A 16,432-nucleotide genomic window follows, 5' to 3' on the forward strand; every position below is an offset into this window, starting at 1 on the left:
GGTGACTCAGCGAATGGGTCCCATCACCGCCTCCGGCAGCCAGGTGGCGAGGCCGGGGAAGAGGCAGAGGATTAGGATGGCCAGGATCATGCAGCCCACGTAGGGCAGGGAGCCCATGAGGATGGTCTTGAGCTTGATCTCCGGCGCGATGGAATTGATCACATAGAGGTTGAGGCCCACCGGGGGCGAGATCAGGCCGATCTCCATGTTGATGGTCAGGATCACCGCGAACCAGTAGGGGTCGAAATCCGCCGCCAGGATGATGGGCAGCAGGATCGGTGCCGCCATGACGATGACCGCCACTGGCGGCAGGAAGAAGCCGGCGACCAGCAGGAAGACGTTGATCGCGCCCATCACCACCCAGCGATTCACATCCAGGTCCGAAATCCACATTGCGATCGACTGGGTGATGAACAGCGAGGACAGCATGTAGCTGAAGACCCCGGCCGCGCCGATGATGAAGAGGATCATCACGCTTTCGCGCGTGGCGCTGCTCAAGACCAGCCAGAGCGCGCGCGGGGCCCACATGCGGTAGATGATCACCGCCATGATCAGGCACAGCAGCGCGCCCACTGCCGCGGTCTCCGACGGAGTGGCGATGCCGCCGTAGAGCGCATAGAGCACGCCGAGAATGATCAGCAGGAAGGGCAGGACCCGCGGCAGGATCTCCAGCTTCTGCCTCAGGTCATAGCGCCGCGTGGCGATGGCATAGAGCGCGTGCTTGCGCCAGGTGGACCAGACCGACCAGGCCATGAAGAGCCCGACCAGCAGCAATCCCGGGATGACGCCGGCCAGGAACAGGCGGCCGATGGAGGTCTCAGTGGCGATGCCATAGACGATCATGGTGACCGAGGGCGGAATCAGGATGCCCAAGGTGCCACCCGCGGCGATGGAGCCCGCCGCCACCTCGTCGGGGTAGCCGCGCTTGCGCATCTCCGGAATACCCATCTTGCCAATTGCCGCGCAGGTGGCGGGTGAGGAGCCGGACATGGCCGAAAAGAGGGCGCAGGCGCCGAGGTTCGACATGACCAGCCCCCCGGGCACGCGGGTCAGCCAGCGTTCCAGCGCCTCGTAGAGGTCGGCGCCGGCACGGGTGGAGGAGATCGCCGCACCCATGATGATGAACATGGGGATCGACAGCAGCGCAAAGGAATTGAGCTTGCCGAAGAACATCTCGGGCAGCAGCTCAAGCGAGCGCATGCCGTCGAAGATGAGCAGGAAGCCCGCTGAGACGATCAGCAGTCCGGTAGCAACCGACACGCCCGAGAAAAGCACCGCGACGGTGACCAGGGCGACCAGGGCCCCGAGCGTGAGCGGGTCCATTACTTATCCTCCAGGCCGAAGGGCGTGTCGCGGCCCGTGAGGAGGGCAAGCAGGTCGGCCAGGAGCTGCAAGATGAAGAGCCCAAAACCCACCGGCAGCAGCAGATAGGGAAGCCACAGCGGCGGCCCCCAGACCGAGGGCGAGCGCCAGCCCCGTTCCCAGGCGATATGCCAGTTCTCGTATCCGTACCAGGCCATGATGCTCAGCACGACAATGCCCAGCCCAAGCACCAGCAGCGCCAAGACCGTGCGTGGCCCGCGCGGCAGCCACATGGGCAGGAGGTCGACGTTGACGTGCCCGCGCAGCTTCTGAACGTAGGGCAGGCCCAGCATGGTGGCCCCGACCATCAGGTAGATCACCATCTCAGTCTGCCAGATTGTCGACTGGCGTAGCACGAATCGTACGAAAATCATCTGACAGGTGATCAGCACCGAACTGAGAATCATCAGCGCTGAGATCCAGCCGCAGACGGTGGAAATCCACCCGATGGTGCGCAGCAGAGTATCGACTGCGCCGCGGGAAGCGTTGGTCGGGGAAGTTTGTGTCATGAAGTTCCGGCCTGGATCAGGTCGAGATGAAATGCGCTCTGCGCGCCCGGTACCCCTGCATCAGCGTGGGGCAGTATCAGACTCTCGTCGCGCAGCTGCGGGGCGCCCAAGCTGCCGGCCTATACCGGCGATGATCATGGGCCGGGCGCCCGCGCAGGCTTCGCTTATTCGACCTCGAAGGCCAGATCGAGCAACTCCTGCCCGTTTGGCACCTCGTCCAGGAAGCTGGCGTAGGCGGATTGAGATGCCAGTTCACGCCAGGCCTCGAAGTCCTCCTCGGTCATCTCGGCGATCTCCACATCGTTGTTGCGGAAGACCTCGACCGCCTTGGCGTCATCGACCTTGGCCTGCTCCAGGTACCATTCCTCGGCCTTCTCCGAGGCGTCCAGCAGCGCCTGCTGCTGCTCCTCGCTCAAGTCCTCGAAGGTCGATTTGTTCATGAGCAGGGGCTGGTACATGAACCAGAGCGCCACATCGCCCGCCGGGGTGAAGCAGTCTACCTGCTCGTAGAGGCGGTAGGAGACGAAGGACGAGGAAGAGGTGTTCACCGCGTCCAGGACCCCGGTCTGCATAGCGTTGTAGATCTCGGAGGAGGCCATGGAGGAGACTGAAGCCCCGGCTGACGCCAGCATCTGCTCGAAGGCCCGACCCGCAGCGCGCACGGTGCGACCTTCCATGTCAGTCGGCTCGGTGATGCAGCCGTCCTTGGCCGCGAAGCCACCTGCGAGGTAGCCGTGCACCAGAACCATCACGTCATCTTCGGCCATCACCTCTTCGATGGCCTCCATGAAGGGCGAATGGTTCAGTCGCGAGGCATGATCGTGATTGCGCACCAGCCCGGGCATCAGCGTGAGATTGTACTCGGGCCGCTGGCCACCGGCGTAGGACAGCGGAAAGACCGACATGTCGAGCTGACCGCGGCTGAGCGGCAGGTACTGTTCGCTGGCTGCGAAAAGCGATGCGGACGGGAAAATCCGGATATCGAGCCCGACATCGGCGGCGGCAACCTCGTCGGCCACCATCTGGGCGACCTTGTGGCGGACGTCTGCCGTCGACCACTGGTGCGACAGGCGCATCTGTTGTGCCTGTGCGGAACTGGCGGCAATTGCGAGCCCGGATACGGCCGCAATCGCAGCAAGGGGTATGAGCTTCATTCTATCCTCCCTGAAGGCGTTATCCTCCTTGTTCAAGGGCCCTCAGGCGATCTCTGTCGCTCTGGCCCAGGCTGCGCCCGATCTTGGCGCAGGCGTCATCCAAGCCGGATTCCTGCGCGTGGTCAATAATTTGTCTGCAAGACCTGCTGGTGCGGAGCCTGATCTGGACGACTTTCCGGCTAGCTAGACCAACCCGTCAGGTGCCTTCCACAGGCATGTTCAGCGCCGTCCAGGCCGTCATGCCGCCGAGCAGGTTGGAGACGTTCGCGTAGCCGTTGCGCTCAAGGATGCTGGCCGCGAGGCTGCCGCGATGGCCGACGCTGCAGGTGACCACGAGGGGCGCGTCGCGGCTCCGTTCAAGCTCGGTCAACTGTTCTTCCAGATGACCGACGAAAGCGTTCTCGGCGCCCGGGATGTGGCCTTCTTCGAACTCGCCGGCCTCCCGCACGTCAAGAATCGTCACCTCATCCAGGCGATCGGCCAGCGTGCGCGGTGCTGTCGTGCCGCTTGTCTCGATGGGCAGACCGGCGTCGCGCCAGGCTTCGAAGCCGCCGGCCAGCGCGCCGGCCACATTGTCGAAGCCGATGCGCGCAAGCGAGAGGCGTGCTTCGCGGGCGGCCGCGGGACTGTCGGCCACCAGCAGGATGGATGCGGACTCCTCGGCGATCCAGCCGCCGTAGCGCGCCACGCCGGACAGCCAGACGCTGTAGGCCCCACCGATATGCCCACCAGCAAAGGCCTCCACCTCGCGGGTATCGATCACCAGGGCCTCGCCGCAGAGCTCGGCGAACGCTTCCGGCTGCAGCCATGCCAGGGGCAGGTCGTCGAAGGGACGACCGGCCTGCAGGTTCACCTCCTCCATCAGGCGGAAATAGGGCGGCCGCGCCAGGCCTTCACCGGTCTTGTGGCGGATGAAGTCTTCCCGGCTCTTGGTCGCGACAGCGTTGCTGACCCGTTCGATGCCGATGGTTGAGTGGTCACGGTCGGCAACGTTGCCGCCGCAGGCCGAGCCCGCGCCATGTGCCGGCAGCACGAAGGCCTGGTCGCCCAGCGACAGAATCTTGGCGTGCACTTGGTCATAGAGCAGGCCGGCGTTCTCGGCCGTCTTGTTGGCGTCCGGCAGATCGGTGCGTCCGGTGTCACCGATGAAGAGGCTGTCGCCGGTGAACACGCCCCAGGGCCGATCCGGTGCGGCGTCGAGGCTGATGGCAAAGCACATGCTTTCTGGCGTATGCCCGGGCGTGTGCAGGGCCTGCAGCGTCATGCCCCCGGTGAGCGGCATGGTTTCGCGATCGCGCAGCCGCCGGTCCGCATGAGCCATGATGTCATGATCGCAAGCCAGGATTTCGCAGCCCGTGAGCGTCCGCAGCGCGGCACCGCCCATCTCGAAATCCTCTTGGCGATGGGTCTCCAGCACCCAGCGCAGCCGCAGCCCGTTGTCGTGGAGCACCTTGAGATAGCGCTCCACGTCGCGACCCGGGTCCACGAGGGCGGCCATGCCGTCCTCCGCCAGGATGTAGGCCACATGGGCGATGCCGGGTGTCTTGATCGGCTGAAAGAACATGAGCGCGCTCCTCCCCCGTTTGATGGTGCGGATTGGCTGCAAGCGGTCCGGCCGGCGCAGTGCAGTGGACGCGTACAAAGCGCAATCGCCTGGAGCGGAAACGCGGTTTGGGGGGGAAGGTTTCGCTGGTGCCGGAGGAGGGTGTTGAGCTCGATGGTCGTGGGCAGCTACAGGTGAAGCAGCAGATACTGCCGAGGAGTTCAAGAAGCCGCTGGGGCTTACGCAGGGTGCGCTCGCCGAGGCAATGGGCGCGCAAGGTAAGAAGGTAAATATCTCTCTATTCTTCTTTGTGAAAGGTCAATTTAGCGGGGACTGGGAGCATGATAGCGACGTCGAAGGCTAACGTTCGCAGGGAGCACTCCTTTGGCTATGCAGCCGGATGGCTTCATCCAATAACCGTTGTGCTCCATTGCATCGCGTGATTGTCATTTGTTTCCCAAGCGCCATGAGCTTTAAAGGGATCCGAAATCCTCGCGGAACCTCTCGATCTGGTGCATCCGCGCATGGAGGATGGTGACAATTCCGATGTCGCCGTTGGAGAGCCTGCGCCAGTAGACAAAATGGTGCTCATACCGAAAGAAGAATCCCGCGACACCGAACTCTGCCGGGACGGGCCTTGAGATTACGCCATGGGATTCGATCTCTTCGAAAGCCGCGAACATGCCGGTGATGTAGCGGTCGGCTTGGTCGGAGCCCCAACGAGAGCGCGTATACCGATAAATCTCGTCAAGTCGGTAAGACGCCGCCTCTTGAATGCGGACGGCGGCCATGCCCGGTTATGCCTTGTTACGAGCAATAACCTCTGCGGCGGTGAGCGGCTGGTACGAAGATTGCGGTGCTGCGAAGGCATGAGCGAGCTCGGCTTTCAGCCGGTCGAATGCTTCCTGCTCTGTCCGTTCCTTGTCGCGGCGGATCAGGTCGCGAATGTATTCGCTGACATTCTCGTAAGCGCCGGTCTCGCTGACATTGCTGGCAACGAATTCGCTGAGCGCTCCGCTGAGGCGCACTGTCATTGTCGTCGTGCGGGGCATAGCAAAACCTCCATCGACGGGAATGTCTTCAATATAATCAAAAATGAACGCGCTTCAAGATTTAGCTTAAGAACTGGCAACTAGTCTTGGGCCGAATGGCTGTTTGCAGCTGCGTTCACTTTCAGCGCAAGAAGCGAAGCGTCTCGTGTTGTAGCGGGTTCTGCGAAATGGCGGAGGGGATGGGATTCGAACCCACGATAGGGGGTTAACCCTATAACGGTTTAGCAAACCGTCGCCTTCAGCCACTCGGCCACCCCTCCGCAAAACGAGCGGCTGTCCACCACGACGTTTGCGGCGAGACCTTCTAGGCGCAGGGGCGCCGGCTTGTCAACGCCGGCATCTGGGCCGGCATCTGGGCCGGCATCCGGGCTGTTCTCCCAAGACCATGGAGCGCGCGCTCGAGAGCTGCCTTCGGCGGTGTGGGCTGCGCTTGCTGCGCCCCATGGGCAGCGCTATCGTCCGGCCGAGACGCGCCGATGTCTGGAAGCCTTTGTCCGGCACTGGCGACGCCAGCCCCGTTCCACTCTATTTCCGAGGAGAGACTTCCCATGTCTGCGCTTCTTTCCCTCGATGCCGTTCAGGAGCAGGCCCAAGGCCTGAACATCCGGGGGCAGGCCTTCATCGGCGGTCGCTATGCCGATTCCGCCAGCGGCGAGACCTTCGACTGCACCAGCCCGATTGATGGACGTCTGCTGACCAAGGTCGCCCGCTGCGGCGAGGAGGACGTGGACCGCGCCGTGCGCGCGGCGCGCGCTGCCTTTGAGGATGGCCGCTGGGCCGATCTGGCACCGGCCAAGCGCAAGCGGGTCATGCTCAAGTTCGCCGACCTGATCCTGCAGCACCGCACCGAGCTGGCGCTGCTGGAGACGTTGGACATGGGCAAGCCCATCAACGATTCCAGCAACATCGATATTCCGGGCGTGGCCAACTGCATCCGTTGGTTCGCGGAAGCCGCCGACAAGGTCTATGACGAGGTGGCGCCCACCGCCCACAACATCGTCGCCATGCTGCGGCGCGAGCCGGTGGGCGTGGTCGGGGCGATCGTGCCCTGGAACTTCCCGCTGATGATGGCGGCCTGGAAGATCGGCCCGGCGCTGGCCACCGGCAACTCGCTGATCATCAAGCCGGCCGAACAGTCCTCCCTGACCGCCATCCGCGTGGCCGAGCTCGCGGCCGAGGCCGGCGTGCCCGAGGGCGTTTTCCAGGTGGTCACTGGCTACGGCCCCGAGGCCGGTAAGGCCCTGGCCCGGCACATGGACGTGGATTCCATCGCTTTCACCGGCTCCGGCGAGGTGGGCAAGCTGCTGCTGCGCTACTCCGGTGAAACCAACATGAAACGCGTCTCCCTGGAGTGCGGCGGCAAGACCCCGCACATCGTGCTGGCCGACACCCACGACATGGACGCCGCCGCCAGTGCTGCCGCCTGGGGCATCTTCTTTAATCAGGGTGAGGTCTGCAACGCCGGCTCCCGTCTGCTGGTCGAGGAGACGATCAAGGACGAGTTCCTGGAGAAGGTGCAGAAGGTTGCCTCCGGCATGCGTTTCGGCAACCCGCTGGACCCGCAGACCCAGATGGGCGCCATCGTCGACAAGGAGCAGCTCGACAAGGTGATGTCCTATATCGGAATCGGTCAGGAAGAGGGCGCCAAGCTCCTGCTGGGCGGCAAGCAGGCCTTTGCCGAAACCGGCGGCTGCTATGTCGAGCCGACCATCTTCGACGGTGTGCGCAACAACATGCGTGTTGCCCAGGAGGAAATCTTTGGTCCGGTGCTCTCGGTCCTAACCTTCAAGGACGCCAGCGAGGCGGTGCGTATCGGCAACGACACGATCTATGGTCTCGCAGCGGCAGTCTGGACCCGCGACATCAACAAGGCGCACAAGATGGCACGTGCACTGCGGGCCGGCTCGGTCTGGGTGAACTGCTTCGACGGCGGCGACATCACCACGCCCTTCGGCGGCTATAAGCAGTCCGGCTTCGGGCGCGACAAGTCGCTCCACTCGATGGAGAAGTACACCGAGCTCAAGACGATCTGGATCGAATTGCACTGAGAGCCGGAGCGAGCAGCATCGCCGGCGGCGCTGTTAGAGCATATCGTCTCAAATCGGGTTCGCGAAGCGAAGCGATTTGAGACGTGAATCTGCTCTACACCCTTGATTCAGAGCGGATTCACGCGTTTGTTCTGAACGCTGCGCGTTACAGATTAAACGAGATCCGCTCGAGCGGGCGCCGCCGTGGGATTCAGCCACGCCTGCAATAGGCTCCCCGGGATTAAGGAACATTTCGCGTTTGTTCTTCCCAAATCTTGGGAGTCGCTGCGGGCTGGCCACTACAGGTTTCCATGACCGCATGAAGCGGTTACCCTGTTCACGTCTTGTCCCAGGCACGCGCCACGCCTTGTTGCGGCCAGTTGAGGAGCCAGCATGACCGAAGCCAGTCGATCCAGTACGCCGCCGGCCAATGCGGCCGTGGCCGGGGACGAAGGACCCTTGCGTGTCGACCCGCGCAGCTTTCATCCTTTCCTGCGGCTGGCGCGCTTGCTCGAGGGCGTGGAGCCCGGCCGCTCTCCGTTGCCTGACGGCAAGCCGATCAATCTCTCCATAGGCGATCCGCAGCTTGCAGCACCGCCATTGGTTGCGAAGGCGATTGCGCAGTTCCCGGGCGACTGGTCGCGTTATCCTCCCTTCCGTGGGCCAGAGAGCTATCGCAAGGCCGCCGTGGGCTGGCTCAACCGGCGCTACGGGCTGCCTGCCGGCTTCATCGAGGAAGGTCGTCACCTGCTGCCGATCCCGGGCAGCCGCGAGGGACTGTTTTTCGCCACCTTGGCGGCAATCAATCTCGGCGCGGCCGAGGGGCGGACCAAGGTCCTGATTCCCGCGCCGGGCTATCACGTCTACGTGGGCGGCGCCGTGGCAGCGGGCGCAGAACCCGTTTTCGTGCCGGTGAGCCGCGAAACGGGCTTCCTGCCCGACTTCAGTGCGCTCGACCCGGATATTCTTGACCGCACCGCCATCGCCTTCCTCTGCTCGCCCTCCAATCCCGAAGGGGCGGTGGCGGACAAGGCGCAGTGGAGCCGCATGATCGCTCTGGCACGACAGCATGGCTTCACCCTGGCCGCCGATGAGTGCTACACCGACGTCTACACCGACACCCCGCCGGCCGGTGTGCTCGAGGCTGCGGCCGACAGCGGGTCGCTTGACCGGGTGTTGAGCTTTCAGTCCCTGTCCAAGCGTTCCAGCGCCGCGGGCTTGCGCTGCGGCTTCGTGGCCGGGGAGCAGGGCATGGTGGATGCCATCGATGCCTTCTTCCGATACGGTGGAGCGGGCGTGCCGGTGCCGATCCTTGAGGCAGGCGCCGCGCTTTGGGACGACGAGGCCCATGTCGCCGAAACGCGCGGTTTCTACCAGAATCTCTTCACTCTGGCCGAACGCAAGCTGGGCAACCGCTTCGGCTGGACCAAGCCGGCGGGCGGATTCTTTCTCTGGCTCGAGGTGGGCGACGGTGAGGCCGCGGCCAAGCGCCTGTGGCAGGAGGCCGGCATCCGCACGCTGCCCGGAGGCTACCTCTGCGCCCGACCGCTGCCCGACGGTAACCCCGGTGAACGCTTCATCCGGGTGGCCCTGGTCTACGGACCGGAGGTGACCGAACCCGCGCTCGATCGCCTGATCGAGGTGCTGGGGTAGGCGCGGTGGCTTCGGCACGGGGCGCAAGCAACGCGAGCGGTCGCACGGCGGCACGGGGTAAGTCCTTCCGTCTGCTGCCGGCCGGGGCGGTCTCCTTTCTGCGTGAGCGACTGATAGAGGCTCTGGGCCTGAGCCTGGTGCTGCTCGGCTTTGTGCTGGTGATTGTCTGCCTGGGCTACGACCCGGCCGATCCATCGCTCAACCGAGCCGGCGCGCAGGAGATCGGCAACCCGCTGGGCCTGCTGGGCGCCTATACCGCCGATCTGCTGCTGCAAAGTTTCGGGCTCGGCGCCTTTCTGGTGGCCTTTCTGCCCATCGCCTGGGGCTGGCGCCTGCTGCGCAGCCACGCCATCAGCCGCTTCACCTTGCGCCTGCTGGCCGCCGTGGTGGCTCTGATGGCGGCGACTCTGGCGCTCACGGTGGTACCCGCCACCCAGGGCTGGCCGCTCCGCAGCGGCCTGGGTGGCTGGCTCGGCCTGCTGCTGCTGTCCCAGGCCTTGCGTCTCTTTGCCGTATCGCCGGTGATCCCCGCGCTGCTTGCGGGGGTGTTCGCGCTGGGGCTGGGCGTGTTCGCACTTGCCTTCAGGCTGGGTGAATGGCGGGCCGTCGGCCGTGGGGTGGGGCGGGGCAGCAGCCGCGCCCTTGGGTATCTGCGCAGTGGCGTGGGTCGAAGTGCGAGTCTGCTCAATCGGCGCCGGCCAGCGGATGTACAGGAGGGTGACACTGAAGCGCAGAAGCCTGCGCGTCCGGCGCCCGCCCGCCGCCAGCGCAAGCCCGCCAAGTCCACTGCCCCTGCGTCTCCCGCGGCGAGCGCGTCCGAGTCCGCGCCGAGCCTGGTGGCCGAGCCGAGCCAACGCCCCAAGGCGCCGCGGCGTGAGCGGGGAGACGAGCAGACCTCGCTCGCCTTCAGCGATGGCGGCTACGAACCGCCGCCGCTGACGCTCCTGACGGAGCCCACCAAAGACGGGGGGCAGCTTGACCGCGACGGCTTGGAGAAAAACGCGCGCCTTCTGGAAGGCGTGCTGCAGGATTTCGGCGTGCGCGGCGAGATCGTGAAGGTCCGTCCGGGCCCGGTGGTCACCCGCTATGACCTGGAGCCGGCGCCGGGCACCAAGACCAGCCGGGTGGTGGCACTCTCGGACGATATCGCGCGTTCGATGTCCACCACATCGGTGCGTGTCGCCGTGGTTCCGGGCACCAGCACCATCGGCATCGAACTGCCAAATCGCAAGCGCGAGACGGTCTATCTGCGCGAACTGCTGGCCAGCAGCGACTACATTGAAAGCAAGGCGGCCCTGCCATTGGTGCTCGGCAAGGACATCGGCGGCCTGCCGATCTCTGTCGATCTGGCGCGCATGCCGCACCTGCTGATCGCCGGCACCACCGGCTCCGGCAAGTCGGTGGGGATCAACGCCATGATCCTCTCACTGCTCTACCGTTTGCCGCCCGAGCGCTGCCGCATGATCATGGTCGACCCGAAGATGCTGGAGTTGTCGGTCTATGACGGCATCCCGCACCTGCTGACCCCGGTGGTGACCGAACCGAAAAAGGCGGTGGTGGCGCTGAAGTGGGCGGTGCGGGAGATGGAGAACCGCTACCGCGCCATGTCGCTTCTGGGTGTGCGCAACATAGACGGTTACAACGCCCGCCTGGAGGAGGCGCGGCGCTCCGGCGAGGTGCTGACCCGCCGGGTACAGACCGGCTTCGATCCCGACACCGGCCAGCCGATCCACGAGGAGGAGCCCTTCGACCTGGAGCCGCTGCCCTATGTGGTGGTGGTGGTCGACGAGATGGCCGACCTCATGCTGGTGGCCGGCAAGGAGGTGGAGGGCGCCATCCAGCGCCTGGCCCAGATGGCGCGCGCGGCCGGGATTCACCTCATCATGGCCACCCAGCGTCCTTCGGTGGACGTCATCACCGGCACCATCAAGGCCAACTTCCCCACCCGCATCTCCTTCCACGTCACGAGCAAGATCGACAGCCGCACCATCCTGGGCGAGTCCGGTGCTGAGCATCTGCTGGGCCAGGGCGACATGCTGCACATGGCCCACGGCGGGCGGCTCACCCGCGTGCATGGGCCCTTTGTCTCCGACCAGGAAGTGGAAGCCGTCGTGGCCCACCTCAAGGCGCAGGGGCAGCCGAGCTTCGTCGAGGGCCTGACCGACGAACCGGAAGGTGAAGAAGAGGGCATTCCCGGCCTCGGTGGCGGCGAGGGCGGCCCGGACGAAGAGCTTTACCGCCGCGCGGTGGAAGTGGTGGCGCGCCACCGCAAGGCCTCCACCTCCTTCATCCAGCGCCAGCTGCAGATCGGCTACAACCGGGCGGCTCGCCTGGTGGAGCAGATGGAAGCCGAGGGGATCGTCAGCGCGGCCAATCATGTCGGCAAACGCGAGGTGCTGTTGGGCGAACGTGGTTTTGATTGAGGCAACGCCGCAAAGGTGCCGTGAATCTGCCATGAGGTTTGCACCTTCGCTGCCCAACGTGCCACTGAGTTGAAGAACCGTCACCATCGCCTGCATGGAGGGCCTTGCCCGTGAAGAGCCTGCTTTCGCTGACAGCCCTGTCGCTTTTCGTCCTACTCCTGCTGCCTCTCGGTGCGGCGGGGGCGCAGGAGAGTGATGACGCGCAGGACGTGCCCAGCCTGTCGGTGCCGGAGGAGGTTGCGCCGGCCGAGGCGGAAGACAGCCTGGAAGCCGTCGAGGGCTACCTCAACGAAATCGATAGCCTGCAGGGGCGTTTCGTGCAGACCACCTCCCGCGGTGGGCGCTCGGAAGGGGACTTTGCCCTGCGGAGACCGGGGCGTATCCGTTTCGACTATGACGCCCCCGAACCCACGCTTCTGGTCGCCGATGGGATGAACTTCGTCATCTATGATCGCGAACTGGAGCAGGCCACCATGGTGCCGCTGAGCCGCACGCCGCTGTGGCTGCTCCTGCGCGAGGACATCGATCTGGAGGACGGGCTCGATATCCTGAACGTGCAACAGGACGAGGACTACCTCTCCATCCTGCTGCGCCAGAGCGACTCACCGGAAGAGGGGACCATCGAATTGGTGTTCCAGCAGGAGCCGTTGGAGCTGGTGCTCTGGGAGGTGGTGGATACCCAGGGGGTGCGCACTCAGGTGGCACTGCACGAGCTCGACTACGAGACTCGCCCCAACCCCTCCGTCTTCAATGTGCAGAATCTGCCGGGGATCCGGGCGCCCGGTTTCGATCGGACGAATTGACGTCAGAGTTCCGGCGGAAGGGCTGGAGCAGAAGCGCGAGCAGCGTCTGTTCGCCGCGTCCCTCGACGCCAATCACCATGTCCAGCCGGCGAGGGTTGGGGTTGAGGGAGCGGAAAAGCCGATCCCAGATCACGAAGACCGTGCCGTAATTGGAGTCCGTGTCCTGCCGTATGGCATGGTGGTGCACCCAGTGCCGCTCCGGCGTGATGATAACCTCGGAGAGGGAGCGTTCCAGTCCGCGCGGCAGGCGCAGGTTGGAATGGTGGAAGATCGAGGCCAGGAGCAGCACGGCCTCGAAGACCAGCACCGAGTGCAGCGGGAAACCCAGCAGCCAGATCACGGCGCCGCGCGCCAACGCCGAGAGAATCACTTCCCCGAAGTGGAAGCGCACCGCCGAGGTGACGTCGAGGAAGCGGTCGCGATGGTGCACCTCGTGAAAGCGCCACAGGAAGGCGATCTCGTGGTTGGCTCGGTGCCACCAGTAGATCAGCAGGTCCAGCAGCAGAAGGTCGAGCAGCAGACCGCCCCAGCCGCTCCAGACCGAGGGTCGCCAGTCGAGCGACTGGCTGGCCGCCCAGGCAGTGATCGGGACCACCAGCAGCGGTGACAGGCCGGTATTGAGCAGCCAAAGCCCGGCGTTGCGGCCCAGGCGCGGCGTACCGCCCCGCGGCTCGCGCTCTCGCTGCGCCAGGGGTGCCGCGGCGGGCCGGAGCCGCTCAGCCAGGAAGAAGGCTAGAAACCAGGCGCCAACGATGACGCCCTTCCAGGCCAGCAGGGAGGCGATGCCGATGTCCATGGCCTGGATATGGCGCTCTTGTGGCGGCGGCCCAAGCCGCAGGCTCAGACTTCCTGCTCGATCCGCTCCATGGCCTCGTCGGACAGGCCGAAGTGATGGCCGATTTCATGGATCAGCACGTGGCGGACAATGCGCGTCAGGTCCTCTCCGGTCTCGCACCAATAGTCGAGGATGGGGCGGCGATAGAGGAAGATGACGTCCAGATCCTGCGGCTGGTCGGAGAAGCTGCGCTGCGTCAGGTCGACGCCCCGATAGAGGCCGAGCAGGTCGAAGGGGGACTCGCAGTCGAGCTGCTCCAGCACCTCGTCGTCGGGAAAGTCGTCTACGCGGATCGTCACGTCGCCGAGAAAGCGTCGGAGCTCCTGCGGAACGGCCGTCAGGGCCTCGCGGGCCATGGCATCCATGTCGACGAGGCTGGGCGGAGCACCGTGGGAATGAAGAAATCCAGACTCGACCATGATGTTTCTCTTCAAAAGCATGAAAGACTTTCCTTGACCGCTTTCCGGCCGGCCGCCACGTCCTGTTGATCGAGACCTTCAAAAAAGGAGCGCTGCACCATGCGTGAAAAGCTGGTCGGAACCGAACGCACCGCCGCCCTCGCTGACCTGCCGGAATGGGGCGAGGTCGAAGGGCGAGATGCGATCCAGCGTACCTTCCGTTTCAGGAGTTTCAACGAAGCTTGGGGCTTCATGTCGCGGGTGGCGCTCACGGCTGAGAAGATGGACCACCATCCAGAATGGTTCAACGTCTACAATCGAGTCGAGGTCACCCTGGCCACTCATGACGCCGGCGGCGTTACTGGACTGGATATCAAACTCGCCAAGGCCATGGAGCGTTTCGCTCAAGCCGCGGGCGATGCCTGATGCCTGGCTGAATAGCGCAGCGCCAGGGGCCCGCAGGCTGCCACCAGTCCAAGGCTGGCCAGGGCAAGCCCCCATCCCAGCGGCGTGTCGCCACCCAGATCCAGCAGCAGGCCAGCAGCCAGGGGTGCGAAGAAGGCGAAGGTGAAGCCGAGCAGCGAGTGCACCGCCATGGTGGCACCCCGGCGGCTGGTCGCTGCCGCCACGGCCCCGGCGGTCAGCGCCGAGGAGTCCGCCATGACCAGGATCGCGTGGCAGGCCACGAGCAACAGCAGCAGCGCCGGCGGCAGCACGGAGGCAAAGCCGAGACCGGCGGCCAAAGCTGCCGAGGCGAGCATCACCAGGGTCAGTGTCCTGCGCCGGCCCCAGCGCAGAGCTGCCTCGTTGCCCAGAATGGACGCCGGCAGCCCCAGCATCAGGAAGAGGCTCGCCCACTGGGTGGGCTCGAAACCGGCAACGCTGTCCTGACCGTGCCAGGCAAAGGCGAAGACAAGGAAGGCGACCAACCAGGATCGCCAGCCGAAGAGTTCCCAAGTGTGACAGGCATAGGCGATGTTGTAGCCGAGCGCCGTCCGGTTGCGCAGCGCGGGGCGCAGGTCCAGCGGGCGGGAGACCGGTGCGGTTCGTCGCACCTGCGGGACCGGCGGCAGCAGCAGCGCCGGCAGCACGGAACCTGCACTGAGCAGCCCTGCGATCAGGAAGGCGAGCTTCCAGCCGCCAAGGGCTGCCAACTCGCCGGCCAAGAGAGTCGAGAAGGCAAGCCCGATGGAAAAGCTGGCCAGATACCAGGAAGCCCCGCGGCTTTCCCAGCGCCCGCTCAAGCGATCGGTCACCAGGCGCAGACCCACCATGAAGGTGCCGGCCATTCCGAGACCGGCCAGGGCGCGCAGCGCCAGGGCCGACCATAAGCCCTGGGCGAGCCAGGCAAAGGCCAGGGTCGCCAGTCCACCGACCAGGGCGGAGACGATGTAGATGCGGCGCGGATCGAGGCTGTCCGTCGCCGGCACCAGAACCGGCACGCCCAGCAGGTAGCCCGCGAAGAAGATGCCGCTGATCCAGCCGCTCTCGCTGTTGCTGAGGCCCCATTCGGTCTGGAAGAGTGGGATCAGGGCAGGGAAGGTGGCGTGGTGCGCGACGCTCAGCACATGCGCAAGACAGGCCAGCGCAATGATCTGCAGCGCGCGCGAGCGGTCACCTGCCGGCATCGCGTCCCACGGCATCGGCCGGATCGGACAGCCCGTCACGGCGCAGGCACTCGGCCAGTTCCGCCTTGATGCGCTGGATGAGTGCGGGCCCTTCGTAGACCAGCGCCGTGTAAAGCTGCACCGCGCTGGCCCCGGCGCGCAGCTTGGCATAGGCATCGGCGCCACTGCCGATGCCCCCGACCCCGATCAGGGGCAGGGCGCCGCCGGTCAAGCGATAGACCTGCCGCAGGACCTCGGTGGACATGCCGAAGAGCGGCCGGCCGCTGAGGCCGCCGGCTTCCGTCTTGACCGCGCTCCGCAAGCTGGCTGGCCGGGCGATGGTGGTGTTGGAGATTATGAGCCCGTCCAGCGGCGCGTCCAGGGCCACAGCGGCGATGTCTTCCAGGTCTGCTTCCGTCAGGTCCGGTGCGATCTTGAGCAGCAACGGCGGCGCCGGGTCGGGCAGGGCCGCGCGCACACGTGCAATCAAATTTTCCAGCTCTTGGCGCCCCTGCAGTGCGCGCAGGCCGGGGGTGTTGGGCGAAGACACGTTGATCACGAGATAGTCGGCATGCATGGCCAGCCGCGCGGCGCCTCGGGCGTAGTCCTTGGCCGCATCGCTGGTCTGCTTGTTCTTGCCGAGATTGACCCCGACAAAACCGCGTCCCGCGGCGGTGCGATAGCCGGCGAGGCGGCGAGCGGCGCGCTCAACGCCGCGGCTGTTGAAGCCGTAGCGATTGATCACGGCACCGTCTTCCGGGAGGCGGAAGACCCGTGGGCGTGGGTTGCCGGGTTGCGGCTCCGGTGTGATGGAGCCTACCTCGACGAAACCGAAACCCGCGGCCAGGAGCGGCGCCATGACCTCGGCATGCTTGTCGAAACCAGCCGCCAGGCCCAGGGGATTGGCCAGTTCCCGGCCGAAGAGCGTCGTGCGCAGGATGGGGTCGTCGGCTTGCTTCTGCCTCGGCCCCAGCCCCAGAGCCAGCGCCTGCACCGTCAGGCGATGCGCTCGCTCCGGATCAAGCCGGTGGAGGAGGGCGAGCGCCTGATCCGTCAGCGCCATGGC

The 16,432-nt window shown here is 65.3% G+C and carries 15 protein-coding genes and 1 tRNA gene; 5 read left to right on the plus strand and 11 right to left on the minus strand.

Annotation, left to right across the window (positions count from 1 at the left end):
* Nucleotides 1-6 precede the first annotated feature (6 nt).
* The 7 genes from P2G67_RS12445 to P2G67_RS12475 form a co-directional block, all read right to left on the minus strand.
* Nucleotides 7-1,323 (minus strand): TRAP transporter large permease, encoded by a 1,317-nt coding sequence (locus tag P2G67_RS12445; RefSeq protein WP_275823546.1) that lies wholly within the window; start codon nt 1,321-1,323, stop codon nt 7-9.
* Nucleotides 1,323-1,871, minus strand: coding sequence for a TRAP transporter small permease (locus P2G67_RS12450; protein ID WP_275823547.1), 549 nt, complete (start codon nt 1,869-1,871; stop codon nt 1,323-1,325). The genes P2G67_RS12445 and P2G67_RS12450 overlap by 1 nt, the downstream gene beginning before the upstream one ends.
* Before the next feature lie 164 nt (nt 1,872-2,035).
* On the minus strand, nt 2,036-3,025 hold the full coding sequence (dctP, locus tag P2G67_RS12455; RefSeq protein ID WP_275823548.1) for a TRAP transporter substrate-binding protein DctP: 990 nt from the start codon (nt 3,023-3,025) through the stop codon (nt 2,036-2,038).
* A 196-nt stretch (nt 3,026-3,221) separates the two neighbouring features.
* The gene (locus P2G67_RS12460) at nt 3,222-4,589 is read right to left on the minus strand and encodes an MBL fold metallo-hydrolase (protein ID WP_275823549.1); all 1,368 of its coding nucleotides are present in this window, start codon (nt 4,587-4,589) and stop codon (nt 3,222-3,224) included.
* A gap of 452 nt (nt 4,590-5,041) precedes the next feature.
* A complete protein-coding gene (locus P2G67_RS12465) occupies nt 5,042-5,359 on the minus strand; it encodes a type II toxin-antitoxin system RelE/ParE family toxin (protein WP_275823550.1) in 318 nt (105 codons plus the stop codon).
* Between the two features lie 6 nt (nt 5,360-5,365).
* Nucleotides 5,366-5,620, minus strand: coding sequence for a ribbon-helix-helix domain-containing protein (locus P2G67_RS12470; RefSeq protein WP_275823551.1), 255 nt, complete (start codon nt 5,618-5,620; stop codon nt 5,366-5,368).
* A gap of 168 nt (nt 5,621-5,788) precedes the next feature.
* Nucleotides 5,789-5,880, minus strand: a tRNA-Ser gene (locus P2G67_RS12475).
* A 288-nt stretch (nt 5,881-6,168) separates the two neighbouring features.
* Here P2G67_RS12475 and P2G67_RS12480 point away from each other — a divergent pair.
* The 4 genes from P2G67_RS12480 (at nt 6,169) to P2G67_RS12495 (ending at nt 12,526) form a co-directional block, all read left to right on the plus strand.
* On the plus strand, nt 6,169-7,668 hold the full coding sequence (locus P2G67_RS12480) for an aldehyde dehydrogenase (protein ID WP_275823552.1): 1,500 nt from the start codon (nt 6,169-6,171) through the stop codon (nt 7,666-7,668).
* 372 nt (nt 7,669-8,040) lie between these two features.
* On the plus strand, nt 8,041-9,300 hold the full coding sequence (locus P2G67_RS12485) for an aminotransferase class I/II-fold pyridoxal phosphate-dependent enzyme (protein ID WP_275823553.1): 1,260 nt from the start codon (nt 8,041-8,043) through the stop codon (nt 9,298-9,300).
* 5 nt (nt 9,301-9,305) lie between these two features.
* Nucleotides 9,306-11,723, plus strand: a complete 2,418-nt coding sequence (locus P2G67_RS12490; RefSeq protein WP_275823554.1) for a DNA translocase FtsK — start codon at nt 9,306-9,308, stop codon at nt 11,721-11,723.
* Between the two features lie 110 nt (nt 11,724-11,833).
* Nucleotides 11,834-12,526, plus strand: coding sequence for a LolA family protein (locus P2G67_RS12495; RefSeq protein WP_275823555.1), 693 nt, complete (start codon nt 11,834-11,836; stop codon nt 12,524-12,526).
* Here the strand turns inward: P2G67_RS12495 and P2G67_RS12500 are convergent.
* Nucleotides 12,471-13,322 (minus strand): sterol desaturase family protein, encoded by an 852-nt coding sequence (locus P2G67_RS12500; protein ID WP_275823556.1) that lies wholly within the window; start codon nt 13,320-13,322, stop codon nt 12,471-12,473. The two genes, P2G67_RS12495 and P2G67_RS12500, sit on opposite strands and share 56 nt — an antisense overlap.
* Before the next feature lie 44 nt (nt 13,323-13,366).
* Nucleotides 13,367-13,801: a metallopeptidase family protein gene (locus P2G67_RS12505; RefSeq protein ID WP_275823557.1), complete on the minus strand. Its 435-nt coding sequence runs from the start codon at nt 13,799-13,801 to the stop codon at nt 13,367-13,369.
* 78 nt (nt 13,802-13,879) lie between these two features.
* Between P2G67_RS12505 and P2G67_RS12510 the strand changes: the two genes are divergently transcribed.
* Entirely contained in the window at nt 13,880-14,185 is a 306-nt protein-coding gene (locus tag P2G67_RS12510) for a 4a-hydroxytetrahydrobiopterin dehydratase (protein ID WP_275823558.1), read from the plus strand.
* Here the strand turns inward: P2G67_RS12510 and P2G67_RS12515 are convergent.
* Both P2G67_RS12515 and P2G67_RS12520 read right to left on the minus strand, forming a co-directional pair.
* Complete coding sequence (locus P2G67_RS12515) at nt 14,164-15,387, minus strand: MFS transporter (RefSeq protein WP_275823559.1); 1,224 nt, start codon at nt 15,385-15,387, stop codon at nt 14,164-14,166. The two genes, P2G67_RS12510 and P2G67_RS12515, sit on opposite strands and share 22 nt — an antisense overlap.
* On the minus strand, nt 15,374-16,429 hold the full coding sequence (locus P2G67_RS12520) for a quinone-dependent dihydroorotate dehydrogenase (protein ID WP_275823560.1): 1,056 nt from the start codon (nt 16,427-16,429) through the stop codon (nt 15,374-15,376). The genes P2G67_RS12515 and P2G67_RS12520 overlap by 14 nt, the downstream gene beginning before the upstream one ends.
* Between the last annotated feature and the right edge of the window lie 3 nt (nt 16,430-16,432).

Source organism: Aquibaculum arenosum (assembly GCF_029222965.1).
GTDB lineage: Bacteria > Pseudomonadota > Alphaproteobacteria > Kiloniellales > DSM-21159 > Aquibaculum > Aquibaculum arenosum.

Bases quoted from the DNA above. Each gene is read 5' to 3' on its own strand.
- P2G67_RS12445 (WP_275823546.1), bottom strand. From the start codon at position 1,323: ATGGACCCGCTCACGCTCGGGGCCCTGGTCGCCCTGGTCACCGTCGCG.
- P2G67_RS12450 (WP_275823547.1), bottom strand. From the start codon at position 1,871: ATGACACAAACTTCCCCGACCAACGCTTCCCGCGGCGCAGTCGATACT.
- dctP (WP_275823548.1), bottom strand. From the start codon at position 3,025: ATGAAGCTCATACCCCTTGCTGCGATTGCGGCCGTATCCGGGCTCGCA.
- P2G67_RS12460 (WP_275823549.1), bottom strand. From the start codon at position 4,589: ATGTTCTTTCAGCCGATCAAGACACCCGGCATCGCCCATGTGGCCTAC.
- P2G67_RS12465 (WP_275823550.1), bottom strand. From the start codon at position 5,359: ATGGCCGCCGTCCGCATTCAAGAGGCGGCGTCTTACCGACTTGACGAG.
- P2G67_RS12470 (WP_275823551.1), bottom strand. From the start codon at position 5,620: ATGCCCCGCACGACGACAATGACAGTGCGCCTCAGCGGAGCGCTCAGC.
- P2G67_RS12480 (WP_275823552.1), top strand. From the start codon at position 6,169: ATGTCTGCGCTTCTTTCCCTCGATGCCGTTCAGGAGCAGGCCCAAGGC.
- P2G67_RS12485 (WP_275823553.1), top strand. From the start codon at position 8,041: ATGACCGAAGCCAGTCGATCCAGTACGCCGCCGGCCAATGCGGCCGTG.
- P2G67_RS12500 (WP_275823556.1), bottom strand. From the start codon at position 13,322: ATGGACATCGGCATCGCCTCCCTGCTGGCCTGGAAGGGCGTCATCGTT.
- P2G67_RS12505 (WP_275823557.1), bottom strand. From the start codon at position 13,801: ATGCTTTTGAAGAGAAACATCATGGTCGAGTCTGGATTTCTTCATTCC.
- P2G67_RS12510 (WP_275823558.1), top strand. From the start codon at position 13,880: ATGCGTGAAAAGCTGGTCGGAACCGAACGCACCGCCGCCCTCGCTGAC.
- P2G67_RS12515 (WP_275823559.1), bottom strand. From the start codon at position 15,387: ATGCCGGCAGGTGACCGCTCGCGCGCGCTGCAGATCATTGCGCTGGCC.
- P2G67_RS12520 (WP_275823560.1), bottom strand. From the start codon at position 16,429: ATGGCGCTGACGGATCAGGCGCTCGCCCTCCTCCACCGGCTTGATCCG.